The organism is Pseudonocardia benzenivorans CB1190, assembly GCF_000196675.2.
GTDB classification, from domain to species: domain Bacteria; phylum Actinomycetota; class Actinomycetes; order Mycobacteriales; family Pseudonocardiaceae; genus Pseudonocardia; species Pseudonocardia benzenivorans.
The window spans coordinates 4,208,104-4,224,038 of the sequence record NC_015312.1 but is presented as its reverse complement, the minus strand read 5'-3'; the positions used below and the strand labels follow the sequence as shown (position 1 = coordinate 4,224,038).

Annotated in this window: 14 protein-coding genes; 7 read left to right on the top strand and 7 right to left on the bottom strand. The window is 76.5% G+C overall.

The annotated features are described in order from the left end of the window. Positions 1–97 precede the first annotated feature (97 nt). Together PSED_RS19830 and PSED_RS19825 are read left to right on the top strand one after the other, a co-directional pair. A complete protein-coding gene (locus PSED_RS19830) occupies positions 98–1,273 on the top strand; it encodes an exonuclease SbcCD subunit D (RefSeq protein WP_013676027.1) in 1,176 nt (391 codons plus the stop codon). Continuing rightward, on the top strand, positions 1,270–4,593 hold the full coding sequence (locus tag PSED_RS19825; RefSeq protein WP_013676026.1) for an AAA family ATPase: 3,324 nt from the start codon (positions 1,270–1,272) through the stop codon (positions 4,591–4,593). The genes PSED_RS19830 and PSED_RS19825 overlap by 4 nt, the downstream gene beginning before the upstream one ends. 30 nt (positions 4,594–4,623) lie before the next feature. On the opposite strand, the gene PSED_RS19820 is transcribed toward PSED_RS19825, so the two are convergent. Then, complete coding sequence (locus PSED_RS19820) at positions 4,624–5,394, bottom strand: VOC family protein (protein ID WP_013676025.1); 771 nt, start codon at positions 5,392–5,394, stop codon at positions 4,624–4,626. A 208-nt stretch (positions 5,395–5,602) separates the two neighbouring features. Between PSED_RS19820 and PSED_RS19815 the strand changes: the two genes are divergently transcribed. Next, a complete protein-coding gene (locus PSED_RS19815; RefSeq protein WP_013676024.1) occupies positions 5,603–6,598 on the top strand; it encodes a hypothetical protein in 996 nt (331 codons plus the stop codon). Between the two features lie 48 nt (positions 6,599–6,646). Here the strand turns inward: PSED_RS19815 and PSED_RS19810 are convergent, their stop codons facing one another. Further along, entirely contained in the window at positions 6,647–7,690 is a 1,044-nt protein-coding gene (locus PSED_RS19810) for a DNA polymerase IV (RefSeq protein ID WP_013676023.1), read from the bottom strand. Between the two features lie 17 nt (positions 7,691–7,707). Then, positions 7,708–8,229 carry a hypothetical protein gene (locus tag PSED_RS19805; RefSeq protein ID WP_013676022.1) on the bottom strand — a complete coding sequence of 174 codons (522 nt, stop codon included), beginning with the start codon at positions 8,227–8,229 and terminating at the stop codon, positions 7,708–7,710. Between the two features lie 362 nt (positions 8,230–8,591). Here PSED_RS19805 and PSED_RS19800 point away from each other — a divergent pair, with 362 nt between their 5' ends. Then, positions 8,592–9,140 carry a hypothetical protein gene (locus PSED_RS19800; protein ID WP_013676021.1) on the top strand — a complete coding sequence of 183 codons (549 nt, stop codon included), beginning with the start codon at positions 8,592–8,594 and terminating at the stop codon, positions 9,138–9,140. Between the two features lie 69 nt (positions 9,141–9,209). On the opposite strand, the gene PSED_RS19795 is transcribed toward PSED_RS19800, so the two are convergent. Further along, a complete protein-coding gene (locus PSED_RS19795; protein ID WP_013676020.1) occupies positions 9,210–10,889 on the bottom strand; it encodes a hypothetical protein in 1,680 nt (559 codons plus the stop codon). 6 nt (positions 10,890–10,895) lie between these two features. Continuing rightward, positions 10,896–11,051, bottom strand: coding sequence for a hypothetical protein (locus PSED_RS19790; RefSeq protein ID WP_158511331.1), 156 nt, complete (start codon positions 11,049–11,051; stop codon positions 10,896–10,898). A 40-nt stretch (positions 11,052–11,091) separates the two neighbouring features. Here PSED_RS19790 and PSED_RS19785 point away from each other — a divergent pair, with 40 nt between their 5' ends. Genes PSED_RS19785 through PSED_RS19775 form a run of 3 tightly spaced genes read left to right on the top strand, consistent with a single transcriptional unit; the run spans position 11,092 to position 13,961 of the window. Then, complete coding sequence (locus PSED_RS19785; RefSeq protein ID WP_013676019.1) at positions 11,092–11,757, top strand: GntR family transcriptional regulator; 666 nt, start codon at positions 11,092–11,094, stop codon at positions 11,755–11,757. Further along, positions 11,754–12,971: an MFS transporter gene (locus PSED_RS19780; RefSeq protein WP_013676018.1), complete on the top strand. Its 1,218-nt coding sequence runs from the start codon at positions 11,754–11,756 to the stop codon at positions 12,969–12,971. Before PSED_RS19785 ends, PSED_RS19780 begins: the two co-directional genes overlap by 4 nt. Before the next feature lie 24 nt (positions 12,972–12,995). Beyond that, entirely contained in the window at positions 12,996–13,961 is a 966-nt protein-coding gene (locus tag PSED_RS19775; RefSeq protein ID WP_013676017.1) for an NADPH:quinone oxidoreductase family protein, read from the top strand. An 82-nt stretch (positions 13,962–14,043) separates the two neighbouring features. Here PSED_RS19775 and PSED_RS19770 read toward each other — a convergent pair whose 3' ends face one another. Further along, the gene (locus PSED_RS19770; protein ID WP_013676016.1) at positions 14,044–15,360 is read right to left on the bottom strand and encodes a serine hydrolase domain-containing protein; all 1,317 of its coding nucleotides are present in this window, start codon (positions 15,358–15,360) and stop codon (positions 14,044–14,046) included. Between the two features lie 10 nt (positions 15,361–15,370). Continuing rightward, positions 15,371–15,913, bottom strand: a complete 543-nt coding sequence (locus PSED_RS19765; RefSeq protein WP_013676015.1) for an Lrp/AsnC family transcriptional regulator — start codon at positions 15,911–15,913, stop codon at positions 15,371–15,373. Between the last annotated feature and the right edge of the window lie 22 nt (positions 15,914–15,935).

Below are 15,935 nucleotides of genomic sequence, written 5' to 3'. Positions count from 1 at the left end.
TGCGCCGCGTCCATCTTCACCGCCCGGCGGCGGGCCGCGGGACGCGCCGGGCGCCCGGCGGCGGTCCTGTCGGGGGTGGCGAATACCGTTCGCGGCGATGCGCATCCTGCACACGGCCGACTGGCACGTCGGCAAGACGTTGAAGGGCCACAGCCGGCTCGACGAGCAGCGCGAGGTACTGCGCGAGATCGTCGCGATCGCCCGAGAGCAGGAGGTCGACCTGGTCGTCGTGGCCGGCGACCTGTACGACACCGCCGCGCCCAACGCCGCCGCGCAGCAGCTCGTCGTGCAGGCTCTCACCGCGCTGGCGGGTACGGGGGCGGAGGTCCTCGTCATCGGCGGCAACCACGACCACGGCGCGGCGCTCGACGCGTACCGGCCCTTCGCCGCGGCGGCCGGGATCACCCTGGTCGGGACGGTCCGGACGGCCGAGCAGGGCGGCGTCGTCGACATGGTCACCCGCGGCGGGGAGCGGGCGAGCATCGCGGTGCTGCCGTTCCTGTCGCAGCGCTACGCGGTGCGGGCGGCCGAGCTCGTCGCGCAGCTCCCGGCCCAGCACAACGCGGCCTACGACGAGCAGCTGCGCGGGATCGTGCGCTCGCTCACCGACGGTTTCCGCACCGACTCGGTGAACCTGGTGGCGGCGCACCTCACCGTCCTCAACGGCACGTTCGGGGGAGGGGAGCGGCTCGCCCAGTCGATCTTCGAGTACTCGGTGCCCGCGTCGATCTTCCCGGCCGACACCCACTACGTGGCGCTGGGCCACCTGCACCGCAGGCAGATGCTCGCCGCGCCCGCGCCGGTGCACTACTCGGGCTCGCCGCTCGCGGTCGACTTCGGCGAGCAGGCCAACACGAGCGTCGTCTGCCTGGTCGAGGCCACGGCGACGACGCCCGCCCGGGTCACCGACATCCCCGTCACCGCCGGCCGCGGATTGCGCACGCTGCACGGCACGGTCGACGAGCTGGCCGCGTTGCGCGACACCGTCGGCGACGACTACCTGCGCGTCTTCGTGCGCGAACCCGCGCGGGCGGGGTTGCGCGAGGACGTCACGGCCGTGCTGCCGAACGCGCTGGAGGTGCGGATCGACCCCGAGTTCGCGGCGCCGGTCCGCGGGTCGCGGCCGTCGGAGGGCCGGGGGGCCGAGCGCAGCCCGTCGGAGCTGTTCGGCGAGTACTGCCGCGACCGGGCGGTCGCCGACCCGCGGCTCGACGCGTTGTTCGCCCGGCTGCACGACGCGGTCACCAGTTCCGACACCGGGGGTGCGCGATGAGGCCGGTCCGGCTGGAGATGCAGGGGTTCGCGGCGTTCCGGGAGCCGGCGGTCGTCGACTTCACCGGTGCCGACTACTTCGCGCTCGTCGGGCCGACGGGTGCGGGGAAGTCGACGGTCGTCGACGCGATGTGCTTCGCGCTCTACGGGTCGGTGCCGCGCTGGGACGACCGGCGCGCCGTGCGGCTGGCGCTCGCGCCGAGCGTCGGTCGCGGCGTCGTGCGGCTCGTGTTCGACGTCGGCGGCGAACGCTACGTCGCGGCCCGTGAGCTGCGGCGCTCGGCGCAGGACAAGGTGTCGGTGCGCAGCGCCCGGCTGGAACGGCTCGTCGACGCCGGGGACGCCGAGGGCGACACCCAGGTGCTCGCGGCCGACTCGGGCGTCACGCCCGAGGTGGAGCGGCTGCTGGGGCTGCCCTTCGACCAGTTCTGCCAGTGCGTCGTCCTGCCGCAGGGTGCGTTCGCGGAGTTCCTGCACGCCAAGCCGGCCGACCGGCAGCGGATGCTCGTGCGGCTGCTGGGCCTCGACGTCTACGACGCGATCGCGAAGGAGGCCAACCGCGAGGCCGCGGCGTCCGGCGAGCGGGCCGACGTCCTGGCCGGCCAGCTGTCCTCCTACGACGACGCGAGCGACGACGCCGTGGCCGCCGCGACCGCGCGGGTCGAGGCGCTGGACGCACTCGTCGGCCGGGTCGGGGACGCCACCGAGGAGCTCGCCGCGGCCGCGCGCGCGGTCGCCTCGGCCGAGGCGGCGGTGGCGGCCACCGAGCGGGAGCGCGCGGTGCTCGCCGGGATCACGGTCCCGGCCGGTGCGGCCGATGTCGACGCCCGCCGTCGGAGCGCGGCCGACGCGGCTGCGGCGGCCGCACGGGTGGTCGCCGACGCCGTCGCCGCCGACACCGCGGCGCGCACCGCCCGCGACGCCGCGCCGGCGCGCGGGCCGTTGGAGCGGGCGCGCCGCGACCATGCCGATCTCGCGGCCGCCCGCGCCGAGCGGCCCGCCGCGGCCGGCCGGCTCGACGACGCCGCCGCCGAGGAGACGGCCGCGTCCGCGGCGGTGGTCGAGGCCGCCCGGGCGCTGGAGGCCGCCCGCGCGGACCGCGACGCCGCCGCGGCCGGGCTCGCCGCCGCCGAGCAGGAGCTCGCCCGGCTCGACGCGGAACGCGCGCGGCTCGGCTCGCTGCGCGTCCCCGACGGGCTCGACCGGCTCGACGGGCGACGACGGGCCGCCGACGACGATCTCGCCGCAGCGGTCAAGGCGCTGGACGAGGCGGAGGCGGCCGACGCGGCCGCCCGCGAGGCCAGGGCCGCGACGCCCGCCCGGACCGTCCTGGAGAAGGCACTGGCCGACCACGACGCGCTCGACGCCGCAGCCGGGCGCCGCACGGAGCTGGCGGCCCGGCTCGAGGCGGCCACCGCCGAGCGCTCCGCCGCCGCGACGGCTCTCGACGCGGCCCGCGAGGCCCTCGTCCGCGCCCGTGCGGCGCGCGACGCCGCCGCCCAGGCCGACCGGGCCGCCGCGCTGCGCCCCGCGCTGCACGTCGGGGATCCGTGCCCGGTGTGCGAGCAGACCGTCGCGACGTTGCCGCCGACCGTCGACGCCACCGCGCTCACCGCCGCGGAGGCCGGGGTCGCCGCGGCCGACGCGGAGCTCGACCGGGCGCGCGGCCGCGACGCGGCCGCGGCCTCGGCCGCCGACCGTGCCGCCGCCGACCTCGCCCGGCTCGATACCGAGATCGCCGCACTGCGCGGCGCGGTGGGCGGCGTCGCCGATCCGGCGACCCTGCGGGCCGACCTGCGCCGTCTCGACGACGTCGAGGCCGAACTGACCCGGGCCGACGACGCGCTGCGCCGTGCCAGGTCCGGCCGCGACGCGGCCGCCGGCGCCGTCGAGGCGGTGCGTGCCGAGGTGGGCCGGGCCGCGGCGGGTCTGCGGGCCGCCAGGGACCCGCTCGTGGCGCTCGGCGCGCCCACCGTCGACGACGAGGACCTGCCCGGCGCCTGGGCGGAACTGGCCGCGTGGGCCCGCGCCGCCGCGGCCGATCGGGATGCGGCGGCCGCGCCCGCGCGCGCCGAACGGGCCGCGGCGTCGGCCGCCGCCGAGCGCGCGAGCACCACGTTCGTCGCCGCCGAGGCGGCGCTCGCGGCGGCCCGCGTCCGGGAGACGGCCGCCGCCCGCGCCGAGCAGGCGGCCCGCTCGGCGCTGGCCGCGCTCGACGGCCGGATCGAGGGGCTCGTCGCGGCGCTGGCCGACGCCCCGCCGCCCGACGAGATCGCCCGCCTCCTCGACCGGCTCGACACCCTCGACGCCGACGCCCGTGCCGCCGCGGACGCCCTGCGCGCCGCCCACGCCGCGGCGGCCGAGGCGACCGCGGCGGCGACCGCGGCCGACCGTTCCGCCGCTGTGGCGTGGGACGAGCTGCGCGCCGCACGCGACCCGCTCGTCGTGCTCGGGGCGCCGGCGGTCGCGGGGGACGACCTCGTCGCCGCGTGGGAGACGCTGGCCGGCTGGGCCGCCACCGCCGCACGCGAGCGCGACGCCCGGCTCGTGGCCGAACGTGACGCGGTCACCGCCGCACGGGCCCGCCGCGACCAGCTGACCGCGGACCTGCTCGACGACCTCGGGCGCCACGAGCTCGCCCCGCCCCGGGGCACCGGCTCCGCCGCCGACGAGACCGACCGGTTGGTGCAGCGGGCGGTCTCCGTCGTCGCCACCGAGCACGCCAAGGCGCAGGCGGCACGCGACCGGCTCGCCGAACGCGTCGCGGAGGCGGCCAGGCTGCGTGCCGACCGTGCCGCGGCCGAGGAGAACCAGCAGGTCGCCCGCATGCTCGGGCAGCTGCTGCGCTCGGATCAGTTCCCGCGCTGGCTGGTCGCCTCCGCGCTCGACGTCCTCGTCGCCGACGCCTCCGAGAGCCTCGCGGAGCTGTCCGGGGGCCAGTTCGAGCTGACCCACGACCACGGCGAGTTCGTCGTCGTCGACCATGCCGACGCCGACGCGCACCGCCCGGTGAAGACCCTCTCCGGCGGCGAGACGTTCCAGGCCAGCCTTGCGCTTGCGCTGGCGTTGTCGGCGCAGATGTCCTCGCTCGCCGCCGACGGCGCCGCGCGGCTCGACTCGATCTTCCTCGACGAGGGCTTCGGCACGCTCGACGAGGCGAACCTCGAGATCGTCGCGAGCACGCTGGAGAACCTCGCGGGACGCGGCGACCGGATGGTCGGGGTGATCACGCACGTCGCGGCGCTGGCCGAACGGGTGCCGGTCCGGTTCCAGGTCAGCCGCGACCAGCGCAGCGCGACGGTCGTGCGCGAGGGCCCCTGACCCGGTGCCGGGCCGGGGCCCCCGCGGCGCTCACCCGGTGACCTCCCCGTGCAGGCAGAACGGGGCGCCGAACGGGTCGGCGACGATCCCCATGCGGCCGAACGGTGTGTTCTGCGGAGCCATCATCACCGAACCGCCGTTCGCCTGGACCTGCGCGACCGCCGCGTCGACGTCGGCGGCGCCGAAGTAGGCGATCCAGTGACTGGGCGTGCCGTCGGGCGCACCCATCAGCCCGCCCATGCCGCCCTTGATCTCACCGTCGAGCGCGAACGTCGTGTAGTCCTCCGGAGCGCCGTCGACGGCGTCGTAGGTGTAGCCGAACACCGCCGCGTAGAACGCGCGCGCCGTCTCCGGGTCGGTGAGCCGGGCGTCCTCCCACACCAGCCCGCCCGGTTCGTTGACGACCTCGGCACCGTTCATGCCCAGCGTCTGCCACACCCCGAACACCGCGCCGGCGGTGTCGGTGGCGATCACCATCCGGCCGCTGCCCGGGATGTCCATCGGGCCGGCGATGAGGCTCCCGCCGTTGTCGGTGACGAGCTTGGCGGTCGCGTCGGCATCGTCGCTGGCCAGGTACAGCGTCCAGAACGACGGCTGGCCCTCCTGCATGATCGGCCCGATGCCGGCCGCGGCCCTGCCGTCGACCTGCGCGATCTGGTAGTTGCCGAACTCGGCGCCCGTGTCGACGAACGACCATCCCAGCACCGCGGAGTAGAACGCGGTGGCAGTGGGGACGTCGGGAACGTTGAGGTCGACCCAGCACGGCGTGCCGGCTTTCCACTGCCCCTCGTGAGTGGCCATCTCACACCTCCGTGAGTGTCGGGCCCGGTCGGGCTGTTGCGGTGTGGCCGAGCCTGGCACCCCCCACCGACAGTTCGCGCCCGCGGATCGGTGAACGGCGGGTGGCGGGCCCGTGCGGCAGACGCGACGCGCCGAACCGGGGGTGGTGCACCGCCGCGGCACGCGGATCCGCGACGATCGCCGCAGCCCCCGACGGACGGAGACACGCGTGCCCGACACGGTGACCGCGACGCGGATGCGCTTCACCGTCGATCCCTGGGACCCGTCGTACGGCACCGGGCTCGACGCGGAGTCCGGCGACGAGGGCGCCGTCTCGGAGGCGACGGTCGACGCGACGGTGGAGCTCGCCCCCGACCGCTGGGCGCCCGTCCCGCCCGACCCCGCGGTGCGCCCGCCCGCCGCCACGCTGTTCGTCGACGGCGTGCGCCGCATCGACGCGCAGGCCTGGGTCGAGTCGGGTGACGGGACCGCGGCGGCGCTCTGCGCGTCGTACGCGGCCGGTGTCGTCTGCTGCGCGGGGGAGCGGGCGGAGCCGACGGCCGTCAGGGTGGCGCGCTCGCTGCTGACCACGGCGCCGGAGGCGGTCGACGTCGAGACCCCGGCCGGGCGCTACGACGCGGTCGTCGTGCCGCCGCGGGCCGACCTGGCGCCCGCGCAGACCCTCGGGCTGGCCCTGCAGCACCGCCTCGGCGAGATCGAGGTCGAGGCGGCCACCCGGGCCCGTGAGGCGGGTGGTCTCCCCGAGGACGACCTGCTCGTCGTCGACGGTCCGCTGCGCGGCCGCCAGCACCTGCCCCGGGCGCTGGGCTACATCAAGACCCACCGCACGCGGTACCTGCCGCCCGCGCTGGACCCGGTCGTCGCGGCGCTGGCGCCGGGCGAGCGGACCCCGGTGTTCCTGCTGGGCACGTCGTGGCGGCGCCACACCTGGTACCTGCGGCTGCCCACCGCGCCAGGGTCGCCGTGGGCCGGTGTGGTGCGGCTGGAGTGCAGTGCCGCCCTGGCCGCGGGAGAGGCCGCCGCGATGGCGGCGCTGAGCCAGGCGACGTTGGCGCGCTATGCCTCCCACGGCTACAAGGACTCCCGCGCGCCGCAGAACCTCTACCCGATCGGCGGGCTGGAGCGGCTGCTGCGCCGTCGGCTCGGCGACGCGGGCGTCGTGTACCGGGCGCTGCGCCGCGCGGCCTGGCGCCCCGTCTCCTGACCGGCGGCCGTCCTGACCGGCGGCCGTCCTGACCGGCGGCGCTGCGGGTCAGGGAGGCGGGCCGAACTCCGCGCGCACCCCGAGCAGCCGCACCGGACGCTGCCGGTTCCGCTCCTCGAACAGGTCGAGCACGGCGAGCGCGGCGGCGACGAGGTCGTCAGGGTCGGAGGTCGGGGCCGGCAACGTCGCGCTCCGGCCCCGCGTCGTGAACGGCGCGAACCGCACCTTGACCCCCACCCGCAGCGCAGGCCTGCCCTCGGCCCGGACGTCGTCGGCGACCCGCAGCGCGAGCGCCGCGACCTCCTCGCGCACGGCCGCCCAGCTCTCGAGGTTCTGCTGGAACGTCGTCTCCCGGCTGCGCGAGCGCGCGACGTGCGGCGCGTCGGACACCTCCTCGCGACCGATGCCACGGGCCAGCTGTACGTAGTACGGCCCCATCGCGGGACCGATACGCTCGGCGAGGTCGGAGGGGCGGGCCTCGGCCAGCTCGGTGACGGTCGTGTACCCGAGCTCGGTGAGCCGGCGCGCGGTGCGGGTGCCGATGCCCCACAGCGCGGTCGTCGGCCGGTCGCCCATCGTCGCGAACCAGTTGAAGCGGGTCAGCCGGAACGTCCCCGCCGGCTTGCCGAACTCCGTGGCGATCTTGGCGCGCAGGGTGTTGTCCCCGATCCCGACGGTGCAGGAGAGTCCGGTCCGCTCGGTGACGGCCCGCTGCACGTCGTGGGCGAGCGCCTCGGGGTCGTCGGTGACGGCGCCGAGGAACGCCTCGTCCCATCCCAGCACCTCGACGACGACGGGGAACGAGCGCAGCACGGCCATGACCCGCTCGGACGCCTCCTCGTAGGCGGGGCCGTCCGAGGGCAGGAAGACGGCGTCGGGACACCGCCGGGCCGCGACCCGCAGGGGCATCCCCGAACGCACCCCGAACTCGCGCGCCTCGTAGGACGCGGTGGCGACGACCGCCCGTTCCGAGGGGTCCCCGTTGCCCCCGACGACGACGGGCCGCCCGGCGAGCTCCGGACGGCGCCGCACCTCGACCGCGGCGATGAACTGGTCGAGGTCGACGTGCAGCACCCAGCGGGTCGGCGACACCCGACCAGTGTGGCCGGTCAGACCCCGCCGACCTGCGAACGGTGCCGTGGCCGCGGCGACGGCGCGACCGGCCGGACGACCGGGGTGGCCGCGAGCGCCGAGGCCACCCAGCGCAGGGTCGTCGCGTCGATGCAGGTCGCGAGCATCTCGGCCTGCTCGACCGGGGCGGGGTCGGGTGGCACGGTGACCGCCGCGCGGCGGTGCAGGGTCGCCGCGTCCGGCACCGGTCCGGGCTCACCGGGCAGCGCCTCGGCGGGCACGTCGAAACCCAGCTCGCCGGCGGCGAGTCGCAGCGCACACCACCCGACGACGCGCACGCCCGGCGCGAGGGCGTCCGGCCGGCTGTGCGGGTGCAGCCGGAGGACGCCCCCGTCGAGCACCCCCCAGGCGTCGACGGCGGGTGCGCCGACCTCGCGCGTCGCGACGGCCGGGAGGCCACGACGGACGGCCCAGTCGACGACGGCGCCGCGGTGTGCGGGCGCCACGGCGAACACGCCGGGGCCTTCCCCGGTCGCGTCGAAGGCGTCCGTCCAGTGCACGCGAGCCCCTCCCGCATCCGGGCGCGGAACGGGGGACGTCGATCCCCCCGTGCGCCCCGAGTCGTGACGACCTCCTCCGAACATAGGGCCCTCGGCGTCGGGTCGTCGTGTGCTGACCCGTCCGGACCGCACGATCGCGCAGGCACGCGTGACCCGTCGTCGACGTGCTGTTCACCTGCGGTGATCCGGGCGGTCGGCGCAGCAGCGTCCGATCCGGTGGTCATCGCGCACGGACGGCGGCCTGACATGACGTTCGGTGACCGATAGTCGCCGTGTCACACGAACGAGCGAAGCGGCGGCGCGAGCGCTAACGACACGCCGGGGAATCCGCGATGCTCGGTCAACGGCGATCGGAGGACGACATGGACCGGGACACCGACCGGAACATCGAGGGCGACGCGACCCGCGCGGCGGAGGCCCGCCGCCCGGAGCAGGACGCGGTGGTCGGCGCCCCTGGGTCCTCCGCCGACCGCGCGGGCGGCACCGTCGTCCCGTTCATCCCCGCGCAGGCCGACCGGAGCTCTGACCAGCAGCCCACGGGCGCACCGGCGACGCCGCTCATCCCGGCCCAGCGCAGGCCCGTCCGCGACCCGGCCCGCGCTGCGGTCGTGCTGCGGCACGCGCGGCTGCGTTCCGACGGCGGGCCGCAGTTCTGCCAGCCCAGCCGCGCAGAGCTGTCGGGGGCGGTCGCCAGGCGGCAGGGGACCCGTGGCGACGGGAAGGTCATCTACCCCGACCGCGAGTCGGCGGAGCAGGCCGCTCGCGAGTTCGAGTCGCTGGGCGCGCTGCCGATGCGGTCGTACCGCTGCAACCGCTCCCACCACGGGCACTACCACCTCACCCGCGACACGGCGACCCTGGCCCGCAGGGCCGACCTCGAGGCCCGCATCCCGCGCCCGCGCAGCGCCTGAGCCTGAGCCGCCTCGCCGCCCGGGGGACGTCGCCGACGGACGTCCACGAGCGGACATCGCCGGCGGTCGTCAGTGCCGGGCCGGTACCCGCGGCTCGGGGATCACCCGGTGCGGTCCCTCCGGCCCGCGGCGCTGCCGCCGGGAGGAGCGTTCCTCCAGCCGGCGGGTCACCTCGTGGCCGCCCTCGCCGACCCGGGCCAGTGCGGCGACGACCAGCTCGCGGTGGCGCGGCTCGTCGGTGCGGCGCAGGAACCGCGTCAGCTCGTGGGCGGCCGTGCGGGGGTCGCGCGCGGCGACCCACGCGGCCAGCTCGGCCGCCGCGATCTCCGGACGGCAGTCGGCGACCCGCACGCAGACGTACTCGACGTCCTCGTCGGCCAGCTCGCCGACCAGCGGCGCGTGCACACCCTGCTCCACCAGCAGCTGATGGCAGACCCAGATCCCGATCGGGGTCAGCGACACGACGGTCGGGTCGGGGTCGTCGCGGCAGGCGAGCGTCGCGAGGTGGTCGTGGTCGGTGCTCTCCTCGAGCTCGACGGCGCCGAGCAGCTCCAGCGCGTCGAGCAGCGCGGCGACGTCGCGCCGCCACAGCCGCTGCTCGGTGTCGCCCGCGAGGTCGTCGACGACGCAGCCGAACTGACCGTTCACCGCGGCACGCACGAGCCGGTAGAACTCCTCGACCGGTACCGGCCCGCCCGCGGCGCGGTAGAGCGTCAGCCACAGCACCGGGAAGGCCTCGCCGAGCGACATGCTGAACAGCGACGGGGCCCCGAACACGTCGGTCCCGCCGAAGTGGTCGCCCAGCCTGCCCAGGGCCTCGAAGGCGCGGCGCCACAGCTCGATCGGCCGGTGCAGCAGCGGCCCGGCGCCCTTGACCGGCACCAGCCGCCGGTTGACCACGCGCACCAGCCGCGCCTGCCGGGCCCACGACACCAGCAGTGAGATCTCGGGCAGGTCGTCGCTGGTGCGGGCGGTGTCGCGGTAGAAGCGGTCCAGCCCCAGGGTGTCGGCGAGCAGGAGGGCGTCCGACAGCCACAGCCTGCCGTCGCGGGTGAGGGGGCGGCCGGCGCGCACCCAGTAGGTGACGGCCCGCAGCCGGTCGAGCGCGACCGAGGCCTGGGCCGCCTCGACCAGCGTGGCGGCCGAGGGCAGCAGCACCGGGGGGAGGTCGGGCGTGGTGTCGACCGGTTCGTCGCGCCGGCGGGCTTCCTCGCGGGTGATCGCGGCGAGGGCGTCGCGGTCGATGTCGAGCTCGTCGCGCGCGGCGCGGTCGAGGAACCGCTGCACGGCCAGGACGTCGGCCTTGTCGACGTCGTGGCGCATCATCTGGACGCTCCAGAACTTGCCCAGGTCGTAGTTGCGCTCGTCGGCCATGGCGTCGTAGAGCGCGGGCGTGGAGTCGGCCACCTGCCGGTGCAGGTCCTGCGGGGTGTCCGAGCCGCCGTCGAGGTGGTCCTGCTCGGCGAGTGTCCCGATCAACGCGTCGAGGGCGTTGGGGATCTCCGCCCACTCGGCGTCCGGCACGGCGACGGTGCGGGGGAACCACACCGCGAGCGCGTCGGCGACGTGCCGACGGGTCCACCGCCCGAGCCGCCCGTCGACACCGAGCTTGTAGTCGAGGGCGGCCCCGACCAGGGCGGCGTCGACCTCCCGGCCGAGCCGCCGGGACCGGGCCAGCACCGCGGTCAGCAGCCGGTCGCGGGCGAGGCCGTACTCCTCGTGCTCGTGTGCCGCGAAAACCAGACGCATCGCCGGTCACCCTTCCAGGCCGCGGTCGCGGCGGCGCAGCCGGGGGCGGGTGATCACCGGCAGGTCCGCGACGCCCCAGGTGGTCACGCCGGGTCGCCGCCGGATCGGCAGGAGGGCGGCCGCCGGCGGTCGTCCGACGCGGTCGGGTGACACTGTTCTCACACATAGATGCAAGCTTGTATCTATGACATAGGGTCGCTGCGTGACCCGGCCGACCCGCCCGACCCGCCCGATCCGTCCCGAGCCCGCCGCCGACCGGGCCTACGCCGCGACCAAGGAGCTCGTCCTGTCCGGCGACCTGCCCGGCGGCCACCTGCTCAGCGAGGGCGACATCGCCGAGCGCCTCGGCATGAGCCGCACCCCGGTCCGCGAGGCGTTCCTGCGGCTGCAGGCCGAGGAGCTGCTGCAGCTGATCCCGAAGCGCGGGGCCGTCGTCGTGCCGGTGCCCGCGGGCGAGGCGGACGACGTGCTCGACGCGCGCGAGGCCGTCGAGACCGCGGCCGTGCGCCGGCTGCTGCGCCGCGGGGGCGACGTCCCCGCGACGGTCGACCGGCTGCGTGCCGCGATCGAGCGGCAGCGCGAGCAGGCCGAGGCCGGCGACCTCGCGGGCGTGGCCGACGCCGACGAGGCGTTCCACCGCACGATCGTCGACGCGGGCGGCAACCGGCTGACCGCCCGGTTCTACGCGGGACTGGCCGACCGGCAGCGCCGGATGAGCATGCACGCGCTCGCTCCGCGCCCGCAGCAGGTCGCCGTCGTGCTCGCCGAACACGCCGAGCTCGTCGACGCCATCGAGGCCCGCGACGCCGACCGGTTCGCCGTCCTGCTGCCCGCCCACCTCGACGGCACCCACCGGCCGGGGCGATGAGCGCCGACGCCCTGCCGCGGCGCTGGCCCGTCGTCGCCGCGGCGATGTTCTGCTGCGGCTGGGGCGGCAACCAGTTCACCCCGCTGCTGAGCATGTACCGCGACACGGGCGGCTACTCCGTGGCGGTCGTCGACGCGTTCCTCGGTGCGTACGTCGTCGGGCTGGTGCCGACGCTGCTGCTCGCCGGCCGCGCCGTCGCCCGGTGGGGACGGCGGCCGTCGATGGTCGCCGGGACCGTCGCCTCCCTGGTGGCGAGCGTGCTGCTCGCGGTCGGTGCCGAAGGCCCGGTATGGATCTTCGCCGGCCGCTTCGCCACCGGGACCGCCGTCGCGATCGCGATGGCCGTCGGCTCGACGTGGGTCAAGGAGCTCTCCGAGCCCCCGTACGACGACGCGCCCGCCGGCACCGGCGCCCGGCGCGCCGCGCTCGCCCTCACGCTGGGCTTCGGGCTCGGCGCGGGGGTGGCCGGCGTGCTCGCGCAGTGGGGGCCGTGGCCGATGGAGCTGCCCTACGTCGTGCACGTCGTGCTCACCGCGGCCGTGCTGCCGTTGCTCGTGCGGGTGCCCGAGACCGTGCCGGGCGGGACGCGCCGGCCGGCGCCGATCGCCCGTGCCGTCAGGCACCCGCGGTTCCTGCGGGTCGTCGTCCCGATGGCGCCGTGGATCTTCGGGTCCGCCGGGGTGGCGTACGCGATCATGCCGCAGCTCGTGGGCGACCGGCTCGGCTCGTGGGGGCTCGCCTACTCGACGCTGGTCACCGTCGCGACGCTGGGCACCGGCGCCGCCGTGCAGCCGATCGCCAAGCGCCTCGACCGCACGACCGACGCGCGGGCCGTCGTCGTGTCGATGATCGTGATGTCGGGCGGGCTGGCGCTGAGCGTCGTGGCCGCCGTCGTCCGGTCCCCGTGGGTGGCGCTCGGCGCGGCGGTGGTGCTGGGCGGCGCGTACGGGATCGCGGTCGTCGCGGGGCTCCTGGAGATCCAGCGGCTGGCCCGCCCCGAGGAGCTCGCCGGCCTGACGGGTGTCTACTACGCGCTGGCCTACGTCGGCTTCCTGCTGCCCGCGGTGCTCGCGGTCGTCGCCCACGTCGTGGGATACCCGTGGCTGCTGGGCGCCCTCGTCCTCGTCGCGGTCGCCGGGACCGTGACGATCGCCTCGTCGAGCCGGACCCGCCTGCCGGTGACGGCCGGGGCCGCCCCGGCGAGGATGGGCTGACACGCTCGAAGGGGAGGTGCCCGGGTGCGCTCGGTTCAGGTGGTCCGGCTCGAGGGGCCGTCGGCGGTCGAGGTCGTCGACGTCGCGGAGCCCGTCGCCGCGGACGGTCAGGTGCTCGTCGACGTCCGGGCGGCGGGGGTGAACTTCCCGGACGTGCTGCTCACCCGTGGGCTCTACCAGTACCGGCCCGACCCGCCCTTCGGGCTCGGTTCCGAGCTGGCCGGCGTGGTGCGGGCGGCGCCGGCGGGTTCGGGTCTCGCGGTCGGGGAGCGGGTCGCCGCGTTCTCGAGCTACGGCGCGTTCTCCGAGGTCGCCGCGGTGGCGGCGGACCACGTCGTCCCGCTGCCCGACGAGGTGTCCTTCGCCGCGGGCGCCTGCCTGCCGATGAACTACCTGACCGCCCACTTCACCCTCGCCGTCCGGGGCCGGCTGCGGGCCGGCGACACCGTGCTCGTCCACGGGGCGGCCGGCGGCATCGGCACCGCGGTGACCCAGCTCGCCCGTGCGATGGACGCGCGGGTCGTCGCCGTCGTGTCCAGCGACGCGAAGGCCGACGTCGCGCGGGCCGCGGGAGCGCACGAGACCGTCCTCGTCGACGGGTTCAAGGACGCCGCGCGCGAGCTGACCGGCGGCAAGGGCGTCGACATCGTCGTTGACCCGGTGGGCGGGGACCGGTTCACCGACTCGCTGCGTGCGCTCGCCCCGTTCGGCCGGGTGCTGGTGGTGGGGTTCACCGCGGGCGAGATCCCGACCGTCAAGGTGAACCGGCTCCTGCTCGGCAACACCGAGGTCGTCGGCGTCGCGTGGGGCGGGTACGCGCTCTCGCACGAGGGCTACGTGCACGGGCAGTGGGCGGACCTGCTGCCGCACCTGCGGTCCGGGGCGCTGTCCCCGGTGATCTCGCAGACGTTCCCGCTCGAGCGCGCCGCCGAGGCGCTGGCGACGATCGACGAGCGCCGCGTCACCGGCAAGGTCGTCCTGCAGCCCTGACCGGCCCGAGCGGTCGTGAGCGGGTCAGGACCGGGTCGACGTCGCGTCCGACGCTCGTGAGTGGCGATGGTCGCGCCGGCGACTATCGCCACTCACAGGTGCCGCCCGGGACGGGAGCCGCCGGGTCGTAGGGCGTGCGGGTGAAGACGAACGTGGCCAGGTTCAGCGCCACGGGGTCCAGGCGCAGCGTCTCGCCCGCGAAGTAGCCGTCCATCCCGATCCAGGTGCCGTCGGGGCCCGGGCGGAAGCGGCTCGCCCGGCCGGGACGGCCCAGCCCGCCCAGGTGCAGCAGCCCGCCGGGGATCGCCCGCAGCGCGTACGGCGACGGCCCCCAGTACCAGGGGCCCAGCAGCTCCAGCGGGACCGGCGACGGCGCGGGCGCCCACGCCCCGACGACGGTCGGCTCGGCGGCCTTCACGTCCGCGATCAGGGCGGCCGGCAGGCCCCCGTCGAGACCGGAGGTGGTGTTCGCCAGCGCGAGCGCACCCGTGGCCTCGTCGCGGTCGACCCACAGGCCGGCGAGGAACCCGGGCATCGAGCCGCCGTGCCCGACGAGCGTCGCCCCCTCGACGCGCCGCACCTGCACCCCGAGCCCGTAGGACGACCAGCCGACGGTGTCGCCGCTGTCGACGCCCGAGGGCAGCACCATCTCCTCCAGCGTGGCCGGCGCGAGTACCTCGCCGGTGTCGCCGATCAGGAAGGCGCCGAGCCGGGCGAGGTCGGCGGCCGAGGCCCACAGCTGCCCGGCCGGCGCCATGACGACGGCGTCGTGCTCGGGCTCTGGCTGGCGGACGTCGGCCCACGGGTGCACGGCCCAGCCCTGTGCCGCGGGCGGCACGGGCCGCGGCGTCGTGCGGGTCATGCCCAGCGGCAGCAGCACCTCGTCGCGGGCGACGTCGCTCCACGCCCGGCCACGGACCCGCGCGACGAGCTCGCCGAGCAGGCCGAACCCGAGGTTGGAGTAGTGGAAGCGGCGGGCCGCGGGCAGCACCGCGTCGGCGGGGGAGAGCCCGAGCCCGTCCAACGACGTGCCCGGCGCCCGCTCCCACCACGTCCCCGGGCTCTCCGACGTCGCGCCGGCCATGTGGGACAGCAGCTGGCCGAGCGTGCGGTCGCCCAGCGGGGTGCCGGGGACGTGGTGTTCCAGCGGGTCGCCGAGGTCGAGGAGGCCCTCGTCGCGCAGCCGCAGCACGGTGATCGCGGTGACGGTCTTGGTGATCGACCCCAGCCGGTACTGGACGTCGCGGTGCGGCTCGGCGACGTCGCCGCGGGCCGCCGACCACGCCAGCCCGCCGTCGCGGACGACACCCGCGACGAGCCCGGGGACGCGGCCGTCGCGCTGGGCGCGGGCGGTGCGGGCGTAGAGGGTGCGGGCGGTCGCGGGGAGCACGTCGGTCACGCCCCGCAAACTATCGGGGCACCCCCGACCCCTCCGCGGCGATCCGGCGCAGCAGCGGTTCGACCCGGTAGTCGACGAGCCGGCGCATCACCAGGCCGGTCGTCGTGCGCTCGACGCCGTCGATCGCGAGCAGCTCGCCCGCGACGCGGTAGAGGTCGTCGGCGTCGCGGGCGACGACCTGGACCTGCAGGTCGGACTGTCCCGAGATGCCCAGCACCTCCAGCACCTCCGGCACCTGCCCGAGGGCGGCCCCGACCTCGTCGAGGCGGCGCTGGGTGACCTGCACCGTCACGTAGGCGACGAGCGGGTAGCCCAGCGCGGTGGTGTCGATGCGGCGCTCGAAGCCGCCGAGGACGCCGTGCTGGTCGAGCCGCGCCAGCCGGGCCTGCACGGTGTTGCGTGACATGCCCACCCGCTCGGCGAGCGCGAGCACCGTGGCGCGCGGGCTCTCGGCGAGGGCGAGCAGCAGCCGCGCGTCCACGGCGTCGATCCGGTGCCCGCTCGGGTCGATCCGGGGGTCCTTCCGGAGGTCGGTCGTCGGCTCACTGGGCACGATGCCCCTTTCTCGTGCGGGT